Origin of the sequence: Mesorhizobium sp. B4-1-4, from assembly GCF_006439395.2 — a bacterium.
GTDB lineage: Bacteria > Pseudomonadota > Alphaproteobacteria > Rhizobiales > Rhizobiaceae > Mesorhizobium.
In genome coordinates, this window is record NZ_CP083950.1 from 3,342,943 (window position 1) to 3,361,943 (window position 19,001).

13 protein-coding genes are annotated in these 19,001 nt (G+C 55.8%); 7 read left to right on the forward strand and 6 right to left on the reverse strand.

Going from position 1 to position 19,001, the window contains the following annotated elements; all coding sequences use genetic code 11:
• Positions 1-228: 228 nt before the first annotated feature.
• The 3 genes from FJW03_RS16020 (at position 229) to FJW03_RS16030 (ending at position 2,972) form a co-directional block, all read left to right on the forward strand.
• Entirely contained in the window at positions 229-1,101 is an 873-nt protein-coding gene (locus FJW03_RS16020; protein WP_140764201.1) for a glycosyltransferase family 2 protein, read from the forward strand.
• 14 nt (positions 1,102-1,115) lie between these two features.
• Positions 1,116-2,429: a polysaccharide biosynthesis/export family protein gene (locus FJW03_RS16025; RefSeq protein WP_140764204.1), complete on the forward strand. Its 1,314-nt coding sequence runs from the start codon at positions 1,116-1,118 to the stop codon at positions 2,427-2,429.
• A 306-nt stretch (positions 2,430-2,735) separates the two neighbouring features.
• Positions 2,736-2,972 carry a hypothetical protein gene (locus tag FJW03_RS16030; protein WP_140764207.1) on the forward strand — a complete coding sequence of 79 codons (237 nt, stop codon included), beginning with the start codon at positions 2,736-2,738 and terminating at the stop codon, positions 2,970-2,972.
• 12 nt (positions 2,973-2,984) lie between these two features.
• On the opposite strand, the gene FJW03_RS16035 is transcribed toward FJW03_RS16030, so the two are convergent.
• The 3 genes from FJW03_RS16035 to FJW03_RS16045 form a co-directional block, all read right to left on the reverse strand.
• The gene (locus FJW03_RS16035; protein ID WP_140764210.1) at positions 2,985-3,572 is read right to left on the reverse strand and encodes a sugar transferase; all 588 of its coding nucleotides are present in this window, start codon (positions 3,570-3,572) and stop codon (positions 2,985-2,987) included.
• Between the two features lie 308 nt (positions 3,573-3,880).
• Positions 3,881-5,776 (reverse strand): GumC family protein, encoded by a 1,896-nt coding sequence (locus tag FJW03_RS16040; protein WP_140764213.1) that lies wholly within the window; start codon positions 5,774-5,776, stop codon positions 3,881-3,883.
• 193 nt (positions 5,777-5,969) lie between these two features.
• Positions 5,970-6,284, reverse strand: coding sequence for a hypothetical protein (locus FJW03_RS16045; protein WP_140764216.1), 315 nt, complete (start codon positions 6,282-6,284; stop codon positions 5,970-5,972).
• A 210-nt stretch (positions 6,285-6,494) separates the two neighbouring features.
• Between FJW03_RS16045 and FJW03_RS16050 the strand changes: the two genes are divergently transcribed.
• The 3 genes from FJW03_RS16050 (at position 6,495) to FJW03_RS16060 (ending at position 11,730) form a co-directional block, all read left to right on the forward strand.
• A complete protein-coding gene (locus FJW03_RS16050) occupies positions 6,495-8,015 on the forward strand; it encodes a phosphomannomutase/phosphoglucomutase (protein ID WP_140764219.1) in 1,521 nt (506 codons plus the stop codon).
• A gap of 13 nt (positions 8,016-8,028) precedes the next feature.
• Positions 8,029-10,332: a mannose-1-phosphate guanylyltransferase/mannose-6-phosphate isomerase gene (locus FJW03_RS16055; RefSeq protein WP_140764222.1), complete on the forward strand. Its 2,304-nt coding sequence runs from the start codon at positions 8,029-8,031 to the stop codon at positions 10,330-10,332.
• Positions 10,333-11,010: 678 nt separating this feature from the next.
• Complete coding sequence (locus FJW03_RS16060) at positions 11,011-11,730, forward strand: Crp/Fnr family transcriptional regulator (RefSeq protein ID WP_140764225.1); 720 nt, start codon at positions 11,011-11,013, stop codon at positions 11,728-11,730.
• A 231-nt stretch (positions 11,731-11,961) separates the two neighbouring features.
• Here the strand turns inward: FJW03_RS16060 and FJW03_RS16065 are convergent, their stop codons facing one another.
• Complete coding sequence (locus FJW03_RS16065) at positions 11,962-12,354, reverse strand: hypothetical protein (RefSeq protein WP_140764228.1); 393 nt, start codon at positions 12,352-12,354, stop codon at positions 11,962-11,964.
• 1,985 nt (positions 12,355-14,339) lie between these two features.
• Positions 14,340-15,152 carry a hypothetical protein gene (locus tag FJW03_RS16070; RefSeq protein WP_226890370.1) on the reverse strand — a complete coding sequence of 271 codons (813 nt, stop codon included), beginning with the start codon at positions 15,150-15,152 and terminating at the stop codon, positions 14,340-14,342.
• A 372-nt stretch (positions 15,153-15,524) separates the two neighbouring features.
• Here FJW03_RS16070 and FJW03_RS16075 point away from each other — a divergent pair, with 372 nt between their 5' ends.
• Positions 15,525-16,631 (forward strand): FkbM family methyltransferase, encoded by a 1,107-nt coding sequence (locus tag FJW03_RS16075; protein WP_140764231.1) that lies wholly within the window; start codon positions 15,525-15,527, stop codon positions 16,629-16,631.
• Positions 16,632-16,698: 67 nt separating this feature from the next.
• Here FJW03_RS16075 and FJW03_RS16080 read toward each other — a convergent pair whose 3' ends face one another.
• Positions 16,699-18,999 (reverse strand): glycosyltransferase family 25 protein, encoded by a 2,301-nt coding sequence (locus FJW03_RS16080; RefSeq protein ID WP_140764234.1) that lies wholly within the window; start codon positions 18,997-18,999, stop codon positions 16,699-16,701.
• Positions 19,000-19,001: the final 2 nt, after the last annotated feature.

The window sequence follows — 19,001 nt, forward strand, 5'->3', positions numbered from 1 at the left end:
TGAGGCCACAGTTTCCGTTTCGCCAGACAAACGTGGCAAGTTGGCCGATCGGTCACAGATTGCTCCGGTAGAATATCTGCCTACTGCTTATGGCTGTGAGCCGTCTTTAGGTAATACTTCAAAAGCAGGCGCGCGGGGGTAGACCGAGTTCTTCAGGCCTACTTTTATGCAGGCTGTTTGAGCCCTCGCGTCGTCATACGGTCGGCGGAAGCGACGCCCGGATGAGAAATGAAACTTGCGGTGATTATCCCAACCCTCGGCCGCAGCGAGCAGGTTGCTCGCCTGCTGGGGTATTTGGGCGGCCAGACAAGACTTCCCGACGAGGTCATACTGTCGGCACCCGACGCCAGCCATGTAGAACTTCCGCAAAGTTGTCCTTTTCCAGTGTCGAATGTATTCGGGCCGAAAGGGTTGGCCGCGCAGCGCAACACGGCTCTTGCGCCCTCTCTAGGGCGCTTCGACATCATCACATTCTTCGATGACGATTTCGTTCCATCCGGCCGATACCTGGAGCAGGTCGAAAAGGCTTTTGTTGAAAATGACGGATGGGCGGTTGTGATGGGCAGGGTTGTTAGGGACGGGGCTGCGAATGCCGGTCTCACCTGGGACGATGCAGAAGCTGCGCTAAGAGAATCAAATGGCCAAAAACCAGATGGACCGTCAGTGGTCGATCACGTCGGTGCATACGGATGCAACATGTCGTTGCGTTCTTCGCTGGTTGGCGATTTACGCTTCGACGAACGCCTCGTCCTCTACGGCTGGCAGGAAGACATTGACTTCACCAGTCAAATGCGATCCAGAGGTCGCGTTGTATGCGTGACGTCAATCTTGGGTGTTCATCTCGGGATAAAGACAGGGCGCGTCAGCGGGAAGCGGTTCGGCTACTCCCAGGTTGCCAATGCCGTCTACCTGATACGGAAGGGGACGGTGCCAGCCTCCTTCGCGCTTCCCCTTATGTTCAGGAACATAGCCGCCAACCTCGCAAAGAGCTTTTGGCCCGAGCCATATGTCGACCGGAGGGGCCGCCTCAGGGGCAATGCGCTCGCGATCCTGCACATCGCCACGGGGCGGATCGAACCCGAATACATCCTGAAGATCTGAGGACGGGATAGACAATGTGGAGATTGCTTTCGACAGCGGCAGGGATTTCATTGGCGATAGTCGCTGCCTGCCCCCTGCCCGTATCAGCTGCGGAGTACCTCCTTGGGCCGCAGGACAAGGTTAGGCTCAAGGTCTACGAATGGCGCGCATCGCGTGACGTGATCTTCGAGTGGACAGCTCTCAACGACAGCTTCGTTGTCGGTGCAGACGGCACGCTTTTCTTGCCTTTTGTCGGGCAGATACGGGCGGAGGGCACCGCTCCCGGAGATCTCGCCCGCGCCATTGGCGATCGGCTGATGCAGCGCATGGGTCTCGGCCGTCCGCCAGACGTGGCCGTGGAGATTGCCCAATACAGACCGTTCTATATCGTCGGCAATGTCAAGCAACCCGGCGAATTTCCCTATCGACCCGGCCTGACGGTGCTGCAGGCGCTGGGTATCGCCGGGGGGTTGCCGATACGCGAGGATGATGTGTCTCGGCTTGAACGAGAAGTCATCTCTGGCCAAGGCGATGTGGGGGTGCTGGCGCTGAACAGTGTCAGCCTGCTCGCGCGCAAGGCGCGGCTGCAGTCGGAATTGGCTGGCAGCGAGGAGGTCTTCTTCCCCACGGAACTGAAGGACAGGGCTTCGAACGAGACAATCGCGCTGGCAATGGACCAGGAGCGCAAGATTTTCGCTATCCGTAAGGATGCGTTGGCAACCCAACTCCGTTCACTGCACGAACTCAAGGAGTTCCTGCAACAGGAACTGGCCTCGCTCGAGCAGCAGCTGACTTTCCATGACAAACAGATCGAGCTAATTCAAAAGGAACTCGCGGGTGTCTCGAACCTCGTGCAGAAAGGCCTTGCGGTGGCACCGCGGGAACTTTCTCTGGAGGGGACCGTCGCCCAGATGCAGAGTGACAGGTTGGCGGCCGAAACCTCATTGCTGCGGGTCAGGCAAGAGATGAGCAAGACCGACATCGAAATCCTCAACCTCAGCAACCAGCATTCTAGTGAAGTCGCAGAGAGCTTGCGCGAGACACAGCAGCAGCTCAACGAAGTCACCAGCAAATCCGACACCGCGGTGCAGTTGCTGCACGAAACACAAGTTGCGGCCCCCGCTCTGCTGGCCCTCAGGCAGCGCGCCAAAAGGGCCAAGCCGGTCTTCACGATTGTGAGGCCGAAAGAAGGTGGCACGGAAGAGCTTGCGGCCCAAGAGACAACCCTTGTCGAGCCAGCCGATACCGTGAAAGTCGAGATCCCGCTGCCGCAGTCGGGCTTGGATAGCTTACCTGCAGCGGATGCGTCCATTCAGGCGGAAACAACCACTACTCCCAGTACCAACTGACCGGCTCGGCGTTGGCGCCAACCATAGGCGGCACTCGCTACCGCCTTCGATCGCCACATGTGTCTGCATAGCTGCCTGACGGGCACAGTCAATCGTCGCGACTTGACCCGCTGGCGATGATCAGGAAACATTAGGCTCAATCCAGGCCGATTTCGATATTTCGAGCAGGATCTCCAAGCACCGTTTCTAACACTTGCCTTGTGCTCCGAGGCCGCATATCAGTTGCGCACGATGGGCTCTTGGCCCCTGGCGGAACTCCCTGCCGCGGCAAGCCAACTGGTTCTGCGGGTGCCACTGGAGATATCGGTGCTCACGAGCATATTCGCCGTATCGGTGGCAGGCATACTACTGGGGTTGCGCTTCAAGGCCCCAGCGCTGCTTGCGGCGACTGCCCTGCTTCTGATCGGAATTGTTGCCTGGAATTACCTGGGGTGGCCAGGCCATGTGACCGTGGGCAAATTTCTGATCCTGGTATTTGTATTGGCTTCCGCCTACCTCGTCGGATTGTCTCTACCGGTCTACCGGAATCGAAACAAAGGGTGATCAGTCGACCCTTTAGGAAGCCTGGTCGACGCGCATCACCGCGACTATAGTCCTGAGCAGGATCACGATATCGAGCCAGACCGACCAGTGCCGCACATACTGACTGTCCAGCGCGACGCGGTTGTCGTAGTCCATACTGCTTCTTCCACTCACCTGCCAAAGGCCTGTTAGGCCCGGCCTCGTTCCAAGATATTCTTCCTGGTGCTCGCCATAACGCTTGAGCTCATCGGCGACGATCGGCCTGGGGCCTACGCAACTCATGTCACCATGCAGGATGTTGATGAGCTGGGGAAGCTCGTCGAGGCTGGACTTGCGCAGCAGTCGCCCGAAGAATGTAACACGGGGGTCATTCCTGATCTTGTGCTTCTCCTCCCACTCCTTGCGGGCGTGAGGGTTGGCCTCGAGATAGGCCCGCAGAACTTCCTCTGAGTTGGCGACCATCGAGCGGAATTTATAGCATTTGAATGGCTTCCCACCGAAGCCGACACGGGTGTGCGAGAATATTGCCGGACCGCCGCCCGTGACCTTGATCAACAGGCCAACGAGGATCATGACCGGCGCGGCCAGAACGAGCGCTGTGCTCGCTATAATCAGATCCATGATTCGTTTCAGGGGGCCCCCAGTCGGAGGGTTCGTCGTCCCTGTAGCGATGACATTCGACAGGTCATTAAACACTGCACTGGCGCGGTCACGCGTGGAAACAACATGCAAGATCACCGCCCTGCTCTCGACCGCCGCCTGAACAGTTGGCTGGCCCCAAATCGGGGCTCCCTGTCGCGACTGCTTTTCGAAGGCGTTTGTCATGTGGCGGTCGCTGTTTCTAGTTGCTCCACTTCGACACTCTTCCAAGGACGGGACTTGTCGGCAAGAAATGCAAAGGAGGTAGCGGATACTCTACCCCCTAGTACTCAGGTATGATCGCCCCACACGTTTTGCCGGCTTCCAAACGAGCCATGTGCGGCCGCCACGCGTCGATGCTTGGACGTCATTGCCCGAGCTTTCGTGAGAAGCGCGCCAAGTATCTGCGTCCTGGTGGCTTGCAGTATTCTGACAAGTTCCCCTAGCGTGTCGACGTGCGTCTTTCCCCACTCCGCGACAAGCACGACGCCGTCGAGGACCGATCCCACGATCAGGTCATCCGCCCCAGATACAAGCGTCGGCAGATCGACGATGACGATGTCGTAAGCTGCAGGTTGATAGGCTGCCGGGTCGCTGGCGCTAAGGTCCGAGAGGACGGCCTGCATGTTTCTGGGTACGAGCAGGTTCTTGGCATCCACCACCGAACTTGGAAGCACGTCGAATGGCCGCCCCGGAGCACGCATGATGTTGAACTGGACATGATCCTGGCACTCTGTGGCTTGGATACTCAAACGGCCAAGCAGCCGTGTAGTGATCGTCGAGCTCCGAACGTCGGCGTCAATCAGCAACGTCTTCAAACCGGACATCGAGTAAAGCGTGGCAAGATTGCTGGCGACGGAACTCTTCTGACTGCTGTTCGAAACAGCGGTCAGCCCGAGGAACCTGACCGGGTGGCTCGTTTCTGCAAGGCTGATTTCGGTCCGCAGCTTCCTAAGGCTCTGGCTGTATCGCGACCAGGGATATCTGGTCACCTCGTCGACGTTCCCGAATTCCCTGTACTTGCCCGCGGGCGGCAATTCTCCGATGCACTCTATTCCTAGATTGTCGCGAATGTGACGTGGCGACCGTATGGTCCAATCGAACGAATGCCGCGCGAAAGAGAGACCAATGCCGACAATGAGGCCTGCAACACCGGCGAAGGCCAGCACCAGCTTCGGCTTCGGAGCGCTTGGAGAAAGCGGTGCTGTCGCGGCCGTGATCACTCTTGCATCGGCAACTGGGTATGATTGTTGGCTTACCGAATTCGTATACGCCTGCAGGAAGCTTTCGTACATTTTCCGATAGGTGTCTGCAGTAACCTCAAGTTCTTCGAGGGTAGGCTCGGGATTGATTCCGTCGCCGTCACCGGGACCATTACCCACGCTGTAATCGTGTCGAGAACGGAATTCTTGTGCTCTCGCCATCGCCGCGTTCATCTGGGTGCGCAGCTGCTGAAGCCGCTTTTCTAGCCACGCCCCGCCTTCCTTTGCAGCCTCGGCCTTGGTATCGATCTGCTCGTGCACGAAGGCATCAGCCGTTGCATTCGCAATCTTGGCGGCGCCCTCGGGATCGGCGGAGGTGAAGGATATGTCTATCGCGTAGGAGACACCGACCCTTCGCACGTCGAGGCCATTACGAAAGATCAACATGCTGAGACGAGACTTCTGGTAGTCGGTCAGCTTCGCCGACGACTGGGGATCGCCTAAACCGAGATGTCCCCAGAGCGCGATCAGCGAGGCATTTTTCTGGAGCCCTAGAGCCTCGACTGTGACATCCTTTATTTTCCTGAATCTCTCCACCAGCACCGGGGCCTGAGGGCGATTGAAATTCGCGTCTTCAATCAGTTTCAACTGATCGATGACCATGGAAGCAATTTTTTCAGATTGCATTACTGCGATCTGACTTTCCACTTGCGCAGTATCCAACGAAAGATTGACTTCGCCTCCCTCTTGCAGATGTTGTGGCAGCTTTGGCTCGATCAGGATCTGCGTACTGGCGGTAAAAACCGGGTCGGTCGTCGCATTGTAAAACCATGCGACTAAGAGAGCCGCAGCAAGACAGGCCGTAACAGTTCCGACATAATGTCTCAGAAACCCGGTTATGTCCGAGAGGCCGATAAATTCCTGCTCGGCATTAGCTTGTTGATTGGTTGCCAAAGGCCATTGGTTGGCGAACAATCGGTTCATTCAATGTCTCCCGCGGGCGGGGAGGAATATCCTCCTTACACGCCGCCCTGATACAGGAGCTTCATGGCGTCCGACCGATGATACGTTTGAGCCGAGGTCCCACGATCCCAAGCTTAAAAAAGACTACGCCGGCGTGAGCGAAGGTAAACGCCGCCAATTGGCGTATGGACCTACGCCCTATGGGACCGAAGAATCACGGCAGACCGGCCCTCATCCTCGTCAAAAATGACATTTTCTGTTCCAGCAGCAAGTGTCGTGCCCGGTTGGCCTCCAGCGCCTGCGTGAGAATTTCGAGCTTCGCCGACATGCTTTCGTTGTTCTCGCCGTTTTCACTCGCCTCGAGGGAAAATGCAGCACAGTCCGTCATCCGTTTCCGAGCTCGGTGGAGTTGCTCCGATTCTCTTTCGATTTGTGGCAGAATGCTATCGAGCATACGTGCCAAGCGCCTGAAGTGCCTGTCATCGACCTTCCTTTGGAAGGGGAACCCGATTGATGTCAGCGGCATCATGCGTCCCACAATTGAGATCAGCGCCCGACGCGGACCTGCTTTCCACGATACTTGGTCGCCATGCCCGGACGAGACATACTTTCGGTCATCGATCGGTATCTCCTATTGGATGAGGAGGCGCGGACCGGGACGTAGGGCTACCCGAATTCATGAAGCGGCTGGGGCTCGCCAGCGTGTTAGGAATGTTGGCGCAAATTCGGAGCGGTATCCGTGACCCTAAAAGTAGTGAGCCAAGCCAAGCCGAACACATTCGCGTTCGAGAACAATGCTCTCATCAAAGCCACTGGCTTCCGAGAATATGATGCGCGCTGGTGGTTTGGCCACCCGGGCTCGGAGAAAGAGCCCGAGCTCAATTTGGTGGGCGTCCAAGCGCTGGGCATGGGGCTCGGCACCTTGATCCGGCGAATGGGCGTAGGCCCGGACATGATCACCGGTCACGACTTTCGCAGCTATTCCATGTCCATAAAGATGGCGCTGGTCTGCGGACTGATGGCAGCTGGCGCACGTGTCAAGGACATCGGCCTGGCGCTTTCCCCCACGGCCTATTTCGCCCAGTTCGCGCTCAACGCCCCTTCTGTTGCCATGGTAACTGCCTCTCACAACGAGAACGGCTGGACCGGCGTGAAGATGGGCGCGCAAAGACCTCTTACTTTTGGCCCTGACCAGATGACGGCGCTGAAAGCGCTTGTTCTGAACGGCGACTTCGATCTGGTGGGTGGCGGAAGCTACGAATTCGTGTCCGACTTTCGTCAGCGATACATCGAAGACTTGACTGCCGGAAAGAGCATTCGCAGAAAGCCGCGGGTGGTCGTTGCGTGCGGCAACGGCACAGCCGGCGCTTTTGCGCCGCAGGTGCTGGAGAACATCGGCTGTGACGTGATCCCCTTGGACGCAGAGCTCGACCATACGTTTCCGCACTACAATCCTAATCCTGAAGACATGCAGATGCTGCACGCGATCCGGGACAAGGTTCTGGAGACCACTGCCGATTTGGGGCTGGGCTTCGACGGCGACGGCGATCGCTGCGGCGTGGTGGACAATGAGGGCACCGAGATTTTCGCGGACAAGGTCGGCGTCATGCTGGCGCGGGACATCTCAAGCCTGCATCCACAATCCGCATTTGTAGTGGACGTGAAATCAACCGGACTTTTCATGACGGATCCTGTTCTCGCGCAGAATGGTGCACGAACGGACTACTGGAAAACCGGGCATTCATACATCAAACGTCGGGTCGCCGAGCTTAACGCAATAGCCGGCTTCGAGAAGTCAGGGCACTTCTTCTTTAATCCACCGATCGGTCGTGGGTATGACGACGGCCTCGTCACCGCGATCGCCGTTTGCGAGATGCTCGATCGGAATCCGGGAAAGACGCTGGCCGAGCTCTACCGTGCTCTTCCCACAACCTTTGGGACCCCAACGATGTCCCCCCACTGCCCCGACGAAGTCAAATACTGTGTGGTCGACAAGGTCGTCGGCGACTTCATGAAAATGAAGAGAGACGGAAGCGTGTTTGCAGGTCAGCCACTGGCTGATCTGCTTACCGTGAATGGGGTGCGTGTCGTGGCTCAAGACGGCACTTGGGGTCTGGTCAGAGCTTCGTCGAACAAGCCCGAAATTGTCGTCGTGGTCGAAAGCCCCGTTTCGTCGGAGAGACGTCGACAAATGTTCGAGGCGATCGATGCCGTCCTGCGCCGCAATCCAGAGGTCGGAGCCTACAACCAGACATTCTGAGAGGAACTGAAGCATGGCACACCGGGTCGTAAGTTTTGTCATGAGCGGGGGTGTCGGATCCCGGCTGTGGCCACTCTCGCGCGAAGACAACCCCAAGCAATTCCACGATCTTTCGGGGGATGGCTCCATGCTGGCGAAGACGGTTCGGCGCCTCAAGGCGTGGCCTCACAGCGAAACGCCGATCTATCTGATAGCGTCCGAACGACATGCTGAACGCGTCATCTCGGACATAAGTCCCCTCGGCCTGAATGGCGGAAAGCCGATTTTCGAACCCCTGGGTCGCAATACGGCCGCAGCGGTCGCCATCGCAACTCTGCAGACAATTTCTGAATATGGCAGCGATGCGCTTGTGCTGGTGGTCCCATCCGATCACGAGATTTCGACCGAGACCCAGTTCTGGCAAACTGTAGAGGCCGGCATGCCTGCCGCGGACTCAGGCAGCATTGTCGTGTTTGGCATCAAGCCAACTCATCCAGAAACCGGATATGGGTATATCGAGGTTGCTGCCACTGGCGACGGTGTGGCCGCGGTTTCGCGGTTTGTCGAAAAGCCAAACATCGAGACGGCACAAGGATATTTGTCGTCGGGAAGGTTCTATTGGAACGCAGGCATCTTCCTGTTCCGTGCCGACACAATGCGGAAAGCTTTGCTCGAGTTTCAGCCTGAGATATGGGACACGGCCCAACGAGCCTTCAGGACGATGAGAGCCGATGTCGCGGGTCTTTACCTGCCCCAACGCTTTTACTCGGCGGTCCCCTCGACGTCGATCGACTATGCAGTGATGGAACATGCGCAGGGCATCGAGATGGTGACGGCTTCCTTCCGCTGGAACGACCTTGGGTCGTGGCAATCGTTGCTGGAGGCCGGCCCCGCGGATTGCGATGGCAACGTGGTAATGGGTGATGTCGTTGCCATGGATTGCGACAGTTCCTACCTCAGAAGCCAAGGCAGGCTGCTCGCTGTGATCGGAATGAAGGATGTGGCGGTGGTCGCGACGCCTGACGCGATATTCGTCGCCCCGGTCAGCCACAGCCAGAACGTGAAGAAAGTTGTCGAACAGCTGGAGAAAAGCGGCCGCCTCGAGACGAAGTTCACGGCGTTAGAAGACCGGGTCATAATCAGCGGATCATGGCGCAAGCGCGTCGAGCACTGGCTCTTCAACGAAACGCTGCCCCTGTGGTCTACCGCAGGGGTCGACAATCTGCATGGCGGCTTCCACGAAGCTTTGGGTTTCGATGCGCGACCATTAAGCAAACCCAAGCGCATGCGAACGATGGCTCGCCAGATCTATGCTTTTGCGGTGGCCAAGGAACTCGGCTGGACCGGCTCTGCCGACAAGCTCATCGACCACGGTATCGACTTCATTGCAAAATACGGCCGCACAGATCGAGGCGGCTGGGTACGCACCCTAAATTCCAACGGGAGCGTGGCCGATCCGGTGGAGGATGCTTACGACCATTCCTGTGTGCTACTGGCGCTTGCTCATGCCTTTCGATGCGGTCACCAGGGCGCGCTTCAGCTTGCTCAGGAGACATTCCTTTTCATCGACTCCCATCTCGAGGATGGCAGCCTAAATGGCTTCCTCGAGACTCCCGGCTGGAGCGGAGTGCGGTCCTCAAACCCGCATATGCATATGCTTGAATCTTTCCTTGCCTGGCATGCCGCAACCGGCGATCGCGCGTATCTTCGTCGCGCAGCCCGCGTAATCGATCTCTTCCGGTGCCATTTTTTCGACCAGGAGAGTTGGACGCTTGGTGAATATTTCGACGCCGACTGGGTGCCGGTGGCCGGAGACAGGGGACAATGGACCGAACCAGGGCACCATTTCGAATGGGCTTCCCTGCTCGTCGATTTCGCGCGGGCCAGCGGGCAAAAGGACCTGGCTGAGTACGCAAGGAAGCTGTATTCGTCGGCCGTCGCCGCTGGATTGAATCGGGCCACAGGACTGGCTTATGCAGCCGTGTCGCGACGAGGAATGCCCCTCGATAGGCTCTCACGCAGCTGGCCGCAATGCGAGGCTATCAAGGCAGCGATCGCGTTGGACGAGATTGGTGGACCCGATCTGAAACCTGAGATCGAAGCTCGAGTAGCGCGCCTATTCAGATGGCATATCGATCCCGCGCCGCTTGGCTTGTGGGTGGATAGGATTGATGAGCGCGGGCGGTCACTGGCGACTGAGGTTCCTGCCAGCATCTTCTATCACTTGGTGACGGCGTTGATGCAGTATCTCGATAAGACCGAAGGACAGGTCGAACCGTTCCCGCTGCCATCTCCGAAAGAGGATACCCTATTCCGGAACAGAGCTTCGGCTGGATAAGACAGCAACGAGTGCAGTCTTTTTCCAAGGGGTGCCTACCCTTCACGCTTGATGGGACAAGGTATTAGCTACCGCTAATTCAGTACGCCCTCGCCTATGTGTCACCGCTAAAAACTGGGATACCGTCACGCATCAGGTACACCCTAAAGAGGTGCGGCTGGTTTTTTTAACTGCACAAACTCCTCACGACGTTGAAATTGAAACGCTTATTCGGGCAGTGAGACGCGGCTATGGCAAAACGGAAATCGCGAGACAGGCGCAGCGGTGATCTCTTGAAGCTGCTGGCTACAAGGCCCCGGGCGATTGCCCTTGCCGCTCTGCACGTGAGTGAATCGGTCCTCTTGGAACTAGAGGCATCGGAATTGTTATCGCCAGCAGAAATCAGAGGATTGCTGAAGGACGCGTCACTGACGTTGCGTAACGCGGCCGACCAGGCGGACAACCGGAGTTGTCTCGCTGCCAGCGAGATAGTAGAGTCAATCCGGGAGAATTTTAAGGGAAGTAAATCATAGATGGCACGAGATCTATCGGTGCAATCGAACCATGGCTCGCTATGGGACGTGGTTCGGGCCGATGTTGATGTCGCGTTACCTCGCTGTATCAAGGTTTCTCCTCACGACAAATTTTGTGTACGTGATGGCAGGAGGGTATATACGGGATTGGGTCGGAGGGGTGCGGATGACGTATGCTTCAGGTTCTTTTTTTAACGGAGATGAGCACCGTCCGTCATACGTTGGACTTAACGATGATGACGCCGCGTTTGTAAAGACTCTCGGTTTCACCACGAAACGATATCCAGCCGACGCGGTTGTCTTCAGTCAAGGCGATAGCAACGACCGTGTATACATCGTCGAGTCCGGTTGGGGCTCCATTTACCACGAGCTTCCGGGGGGGCAGCGACAAATCCTCGATTTTGCGCTGACGGGGGACGTCGTTCTGCCTCAGTCATATGGGGGCGGCGCAGTTGAAACGTTCGTAGCTCAAACTGAGCTTTCTTTGCTGGTGGCACCTACCAAGACATTGACGCTTGCTGCTATGAAATCGCCTTATCTGTTCTCATTCATTGTCGAGGCCCTCACACGCAACGGTACTGTGATGGCCCAGCATCTTGCCAACGTGGGGCGACGCAACGCCTTGGAGCGAACGGCGCATTTGCTGCTCGAACTGACAGCACGTTTGCAACGAGTTGGTGCGGTTAACCGGAACGGCTTTGAATGCCCGCTTACCCAGTACGATCTTGCGGACGCCCTTGGCCTTACTCCGATCCATGTCAATCGAATGTTGCGGGAACTGCGCGAGCGCAAATTTCTTGAATTCCGCCAGGGCCATGTCCGCCTGCTCGATTCTGCGGGCCTGAGGAAGTTCGCCGGATTCGACGGCGAATACCTCAAGAGTTGAGTGCTAGGCGCCTCGGCGCCAGCGATTCGTTGCAGGCTCCCGACTTCGGAGCCACCTGAACCCTCAACTCAGCTTCTGGGAGAAGGACGCAAAAGCATTTCTCGGATGCACCCGCTGTGCTTCCCTCGACCTGGTTCGAATATCGGCTGCTCATCGGCGGCTTCACCCTAGACCCTGAGCGGCGGCTCGCTCGAGCCAGCTAAGGCCAGCAACCCAGCAACTGGATCGCGCTCACCAGCGATACCTTTGGCAAAATAGCGGCCGAGCAAGAATTGATCGGTTCATCCCTGCGTCGTCGAGAACAAAGTTCGCAAGATCAACCTGGGATTCGCGATTGCCGCCACTCGGGGCGAGCAGCCAGTGCATTCCTTCGTCGGCGTCATGGGCGACTCCGTTCCCACAGAGATAAAGCGAAGCCAGGGCACGGGCGGCCACTTGATAACGCGCGCCGTTTCCACGTTGGCTTTCGCATAGTCCGGCTGGGGACACTTCACTTGCCGGTTCGCCAATACGACAGGCGGCTTTGAGATTTCGGGCCGGGGCGACGCGGCGCAGCCATGCTTCGCCAGTCTTCGAATACTGACGCGACAAGCTGCCATCGATGAGAGAAAGTTGCAGCCGCAACCGGTCCGAGACGGGCCCCTTCTCCGCTGCAAGCTGATACAGCTGGAGGGCGGGCTCGAGATGGACGGCACGCCCATTCCGTGCTCAGTGAGGACCGCAAGAAAATAGATCGCTGTCAGCAGACGGCATCGCCGGCGTGCCGCAACTCGTTATGCAATCCTGGGCCTCTGCTCCAGTTTCTTGCGTCCGTCCGGCAGCCGGGCGCCGCCGATTTCTCGTACCTATTATGCGCTGCATCGAGATCACGCATGAGTATGGGGCCTTTTGCTCAGTATGTAGCCGAATATTGCTTGTCCTGTCGCGGAGCCCGTATCCGCAGCGTTTTGAACGAACTGAAGCGCTGTTTCGAAATCAGCGTAATGGTCCACCTTCTACTCCCCCCTTCATACGTTTGGATGAATTTATCTTATATAATCAATGGCATATATGTCGGTTCCACCGGCGCGCATAACTATAGGATCCTGCCGGTCAGGCCCGGCGCCACAAGCCCCCTACCCCAAGGCGCCGGGCCACGCGGGCAGACGGAAATGTTGCGCGAGGCTGCCTGAGCGGCCCAACAGCCTGTTGGGATACAGTTTGCATGACCTTTGCATGACCGTCGGGCCCAATCGGCTACATGGGGTAGGCTGCCGGCCGATAACGAGTGGTAATATCAGCAATTCCGAACTAAAATATTCGCTATGCTTCAGTGACGGCTCGGACCTTCTCGATCCGTTTAGCCGTCGGAGGCATGTCGCCGCACATATGACGCAAACGAACCAGTGGCCGTTGGTCTTCAGATTCGAGCGCTGATTCCGTTGCCCCAAAACGGCAACCTGTAAAACTCGCTTTCTCCGGGGTAGCGCTTGGCCCTACGCCGATCGGACCTCTTTTTGGTCAGGACGCATAATAGCTAAGTTGAACGTGCGCCGAAATTCGCCGCCCGGGGCCGGCGCCGATTGTTTCCCCCAACGGACAACCGGCGCCGGCCGACGCTACGTGTCCTGTTTTGAGGCGCCACGGTTCAAAGCGTCCAGACGCTTGAACTATTTTGGGACAGACGTTAGTGACGGTGCTGCGCCAAGCATTTTGACCTCATCTCTGGTGAGCGTTATCTGATAGCGCTGTTTGGAATTTTTTGAGTAGATATCATCTGCAATCATAACGATTGTAACATTTCCGTTTTCGTCGGCTCGCATGTCATCTGTCTGAAGTGGCCCCAAAAATATGCATTTCGGCGCGCCTGTTCTTCGGCTTGGTTGAGTGTCTATCCGCATTTATCCGATCCCGAATTGTTGCCGCTGACCAACAGACCGATGCAAATCCGGTGCCACATTTTTTCAGGCAACTAAACGAGGTAGTCCGCTGGATCTGTTCCTTAATTTTAGCTGCAATGATTGTTTCTCCATCAGCCGGGCTCTGACTACCGGCGCTCGGCTTCCATCCAGCGCCGACGTGTCAAGATTACCGCCTGCGCAAGTTGATCTTCGAGGCCGAGGGCGCGCGCCCGCAAGCCGGCCGTTTGCTACGACCAAAATCGCCTGCAACCGCGCTACAGCTCCTCAATTTGGCCTTTGGAAAACGACGACGGCGTTGCTCGTTGCAGAGGTTAGTTCCCACTCGATTGTTCTTAGCCCCAGCTAGGCCGCTGATCTAACTAGATTTTTTCTTGCTTGCAGCCCAAAGCGATCAATCAACCGCAGCCACAAATTTGCCGCTTGGAAAAAGATCCTCGCTTATCCAGTACCCAAATCCGGCTACAGTGGATGCCCATTCGTTCGTTTGCACGGAGCGGATGCCGTGAAGCACTCGGCCGGCCGTATTTCTCTCACCGTGGAGCGCATCGGGGATCGCTGGACCGCGGTTGCGGAGATCATCGTGCGTGGCGACAATGGCGAGGCATGGCTTCCGTTTATACGACCACCTGGAAAAAGCAGAATCTTTAAGTAACAGTGCCTCGTCGCGGCACAGCGAGCGTTCAACAAGGGCAGCATTGAGCGAAGTTATCACGCGATGCGCAGCAGCGCGCGAAGGCGGATCGGCAGTCGGAGCGAGGCTTGCAGTTCGGCACAGCTCGCCTCCCATTGCGTGAAATACTCGGCGATCGGGATACCGGTGCGGCCAGGCCAGCGGTTGAGTGCGCCCAGCGCCTCGACACAGTCCGGCGCCGCCTCGTACTCGGCGAGGATGGCCAAGGACATCGCCTGGGCGAAAGGATTGAGGCCGGGTATTTCGATTTCGCTGCGATTGTCCGCGAACCACGCCGCGGCGTCGCCCGTGAGCCCTTGGCTCTCGGCAAGCGTGGTATAGCCTCGGATGATGTTTTGGCGATACTCGGCAATGGCATCGCCGAAGGCATTGTCGCCGGCGAAGGGCGGGCTCTGCTTCCAGTCCGTCGCCAGGCGCCCCAGGCCGCGCAGCGAGAAGGCTTCAACCATCGCTTCCTCCAGCCATTGGCACGGCGCCGCCGGCTTGGCGTCCGCCTGCCAGCTGTTGGCCATGACGTGGCCGAGCTCATGCCCGAACTGGTAGGCGAGCTTCGACCAGTCGCGGTCACCGATATCGACGATGATCCACGCCATGCTGCTGCCGTCCGGGTGCAGCCAGACGGCAGGCGAGCCGGAAGTGTGCTCGTCGACCCGAAGCCGCGTGGGCTGGCGATCGGAGATCAGGCGCACGCCATCCAGACAGGCGTGCCGCATGTGCTCAATGACCTGTTCGGCCGAGCGGGGCAGCATGTGGCCCCAGTTGCCTGCGAGTTCGATCGGGGCAGAGAGGAGGGAGGCCGAGGGAGCGGTCAATGAAATTTCCTTCAGCACCAGAGTTTGGCTTGTTTCCAAACCAGCCCAACGCACCGGGGCCGGAAAAGTTGGACCTCCGGCCACAAGGCCCAGCGACATTGTTATAAATGTTCGACGCTCCATTTCGAATGCTCAAAAACAATAGAGTAACCCGCTATCTTCTTGACCCCAACTCCCCCAAAGATCAGGATCTGCACATTGCCGGAACTACGTTGGCTCCAACTCAGATTTTGCGACGAAGGAGGCACCTCTCTTAAGGGGCATGCCCAACTGCGACATCAACTTCCCATGCGAGATAATTCAGCGGCCCATTGAGGCGTCAGAACGGTTCGCATTTTGGCAAAGGTCTCAAACTAGCGTAGTCTGGCTCAACTCAAACACGTTATCGAGATGGACCCTTTGCGCGATCAAACCGGCTCACCTGAGCGAGTGTTCACGTCCCACGGGACAACGCTTTTTGTCGATATTTTATCAGGTGAGCTCAGACATGGCCACTTCGAACACTGCCCGTCGAACGTTGTGTTAATACGCGAAGGCCCATTAGCACACCTTAAATTTTCGGACAAAACATCTTTACGTCAGTTGGTATACCTCGTTTCCTTCTCGTCAACTACAGACTCTAGCAAGCTGGAGTTATCAGGCAACAATCTCCCGTTTCGCAACGATGCACTCTCCATATCTGCTTTGGACAATAATGAGTTCGCACTATGTCAAGATAATATGTTCCTATGCGCAGAGCCAGACGGTCGTATTACTTTATCTCGACTTGACTGCAATACGTGGGAGCGTTTCCACATTCGGCGACACCCATTCGAAATCAGCGGAACTGTAGTTAGTCACTTTTTGGACGGTAAATTTATTAACTTCTTTATTACAGACAGGAACGATTATGTTCAGTCGTTTTTGTGTCGGGGAGATTTCTACGATAGAAGTGCACTAAATCTTATACGCGACCGATACAACCCGGACAAGATATTCCTCGATATAGGTGCAAATATTGGAAATCACTGCATCTTTGTCTCAAAATTCTGCAGTCCACGACAGATTATCGCCTTCGAGGCAAACCCCGATGCCATCGAAATACTGAAGATAAACCTCTCTTTAAACGATTGTAAAAATGTAAATACAGACTATATCGGCATGGCACTTGGATCCCAAAATAGCACAATGCGGGTATTCTATCCTGTTGCAGACAACATGGGCCGAGCTCAATTACTGACTGACGAGCACGGCGACATAAAATGCATTCGCGGCGACGATCTTGTCCAGCAGCAGCCTATCGGTTTCATCAAAATCGATGTAGAAGGCGCGGAATTTGAAATATTGCAAGGCCTATCGAAGACGATAGAACTCTGGCGCCCCGAAATATTGATTGAAGTATGGCCGCAGGGTCAGCAGAGACTAGAAGAATGGTGCACAGAATTTCGCTATGTTGTCAGTGATAGTTTGCCATTTGATAATAATTATTTTCTGGTACCCAGAAAAATAGGAAGTTGAACTAGGCGATGGGGCTTGGCTGGTCAAGCGTTCAAATCACTGCAAATTGCCAAAGTCGGCTCAGGAGTCAGATTGAACCCATTTTCTGGTCTGCTGACACCCGATCCGAAGGCAGTTCGTCGTCTGGGATGACAAGCGGCGGCATGCAGACGAACGCCTTCATCGAGCTATACGCCGCACACATCGCGCAGTCGATACCTGTATCGTCAAGGACTACTCCAGTTCCTGGAAATGGAATAGTTCTTTTTTTCAAAGGCAGGCATTTACCAAGAAGCTTCTGCGCGCCCCTTGGTGTAAGTGAGTACGCTTGCAAACCAAAAGAATGTGCTATCCTAACAAGAGATCTAGAAGATTTGTCGGATTGGAACAAAAGTCCTTTCTTGCTGTATCGATGATCATAAAATTCAAGCTTAGCTTTCGAGAAATTGAAATCTAACCACAAGAATAATGGATCAAAGAGGAACCCCCACTTTATCATGTCCCAGCCTGCCGGTGCGCTCGAGATGATTCGGGATGACTCAGTAAGAAAATCAAATGATGAACGAACGTCATCTTCAAAAATGGTAATCACCTTATTTTCAGAAACCGCCAACTTCCATAGACTGACGTGAGACAGAGCGCATCCCAAAGAGCCCGGCAGATAAGAACAGTCTTCAGAAATAATCCCTTCATTTATTATTTTACTTCTGTCGACTAGTGCACCGTCAATTCCAGGCATCCTCACCGTATTTCTGACAAGATGCGGGTTGTTATCTTTATAAGCTGAGAGCCGAACAATGCTACGGTCCAGATTTATCAAATGAATCAAAGGGGATCCAGCTTCACCATCTGATCGTGAGCAGACAGGCGCAAGGCTCGTTGACCCTTGGTCGACATAAGTCCGAGCAGCTGAGCGAGAAGATTTGGCTGCCGACCCTGGTCGTTCGATCAGATCGACCCACTCATCAATCGAGTATTGCCAGTCGAACATTCTTGCAGCTTCTCTCGTCACATGACACTTCTCGACAAAGGCAGTGGGATTTTCCTTATAATAGCGCAGGGTGGCGGCGGTGAAAGCCTTGAATTTGTCCGGCTCGATGGGCGCGATGATGCCCCCGCCTTGATATGCCTTTTGAGGAAAGTGGCCTACAGGCGTGCCGATTACGAGCCTCCCTGCGGCCGCGCCTTCCATGACCGATAGCGGACCAGACTCGCTGACCGAGCTTGTCAAAATCGCGTCGACGCTCTGATAAAATTTCGGCATATCATGGAATGAAAGCTGGTCTGCGGTCGAGCCGGCCACCTTGAATGCCAAGCCAGCTTCCCGCGTCGCCGCTTCGGCGAGTTCTCCCCGCTTCAACTCCACATCATAGATCTTTAGGGACATTGACGTGGCGTAGCCGACTGTTACTAAACGTTCAGGCAGCCCGGAAAAGAAACTTTGATAGTCAATTCCCAGCGGTACCACTTTCGGCATTCTCGGTACACCGCGGGTTACCGAGGCGGAATAAACGCACTCACTAACCACGCCATAACTAGCGAATTTGTTGAATACTTCCAAACCTTTCTTGTCAATTAGCATGCGAATATCGAATTCTGAATGTGATATGGCGACTATCTTGCCGTAAGGGACGCCATACGTATCCACAAGCGTAGAAACACCGTCAAGAGACGTCAAATAAATGTCATAGTATTTTGACAACTCCTCTTTGTATTCGAAATTGTTTATTTGCCAATCGAGTATGTCAACGATAAAACCCCTATCGTGCAGGCGGCGCGATAGATCATAGTAAACACGGCCGTGTGACCATTTCGTATATCCATATATTAAAACCTTTAGACCTACAGGTTTTCTACCAGACTTCGCTCTAATTGTCGGATGAACTATATATTTTTCTATCTTTTTAGTATCGAATCCGGGGGCTGTGACACGCCACACCTCGCTATCTTCGGAGGTGGTTTCGGTGCACCAGTTCTCTGAAGCAATGACCAATTCCCATGTGCTGCATACAGACGCCGCGAGCCTCACGTGGCCGTCGGGAATTGCCGACAAAAAAAGCCCCCGCGATTTCAGCGTCAGCAAACCACGCTCCAGCGGAATCAATTCGAATGTCGTGGGATCGATTGACCGATTGTCACGTCGCGACTGTGAGACGGAAAAACAGGTGTCAGGATAGCAGTCGATCGGTTCGGCCGAACCGCCGACAGCATAGATCAGACGACCCAGCCGATTTGTGCCCCCGGAATTATTGCCCAGCTCAAAAAATGCGTTCGCCGGGCTACTCTCGACGGGACCATGCCGCAACTCACCCGTGAAGGGCTCGACATACATGACCGTGCCGAACGCCGTGAACAGTCGTGCGCGAGGCAATGTTGACAGTTCGATCATTT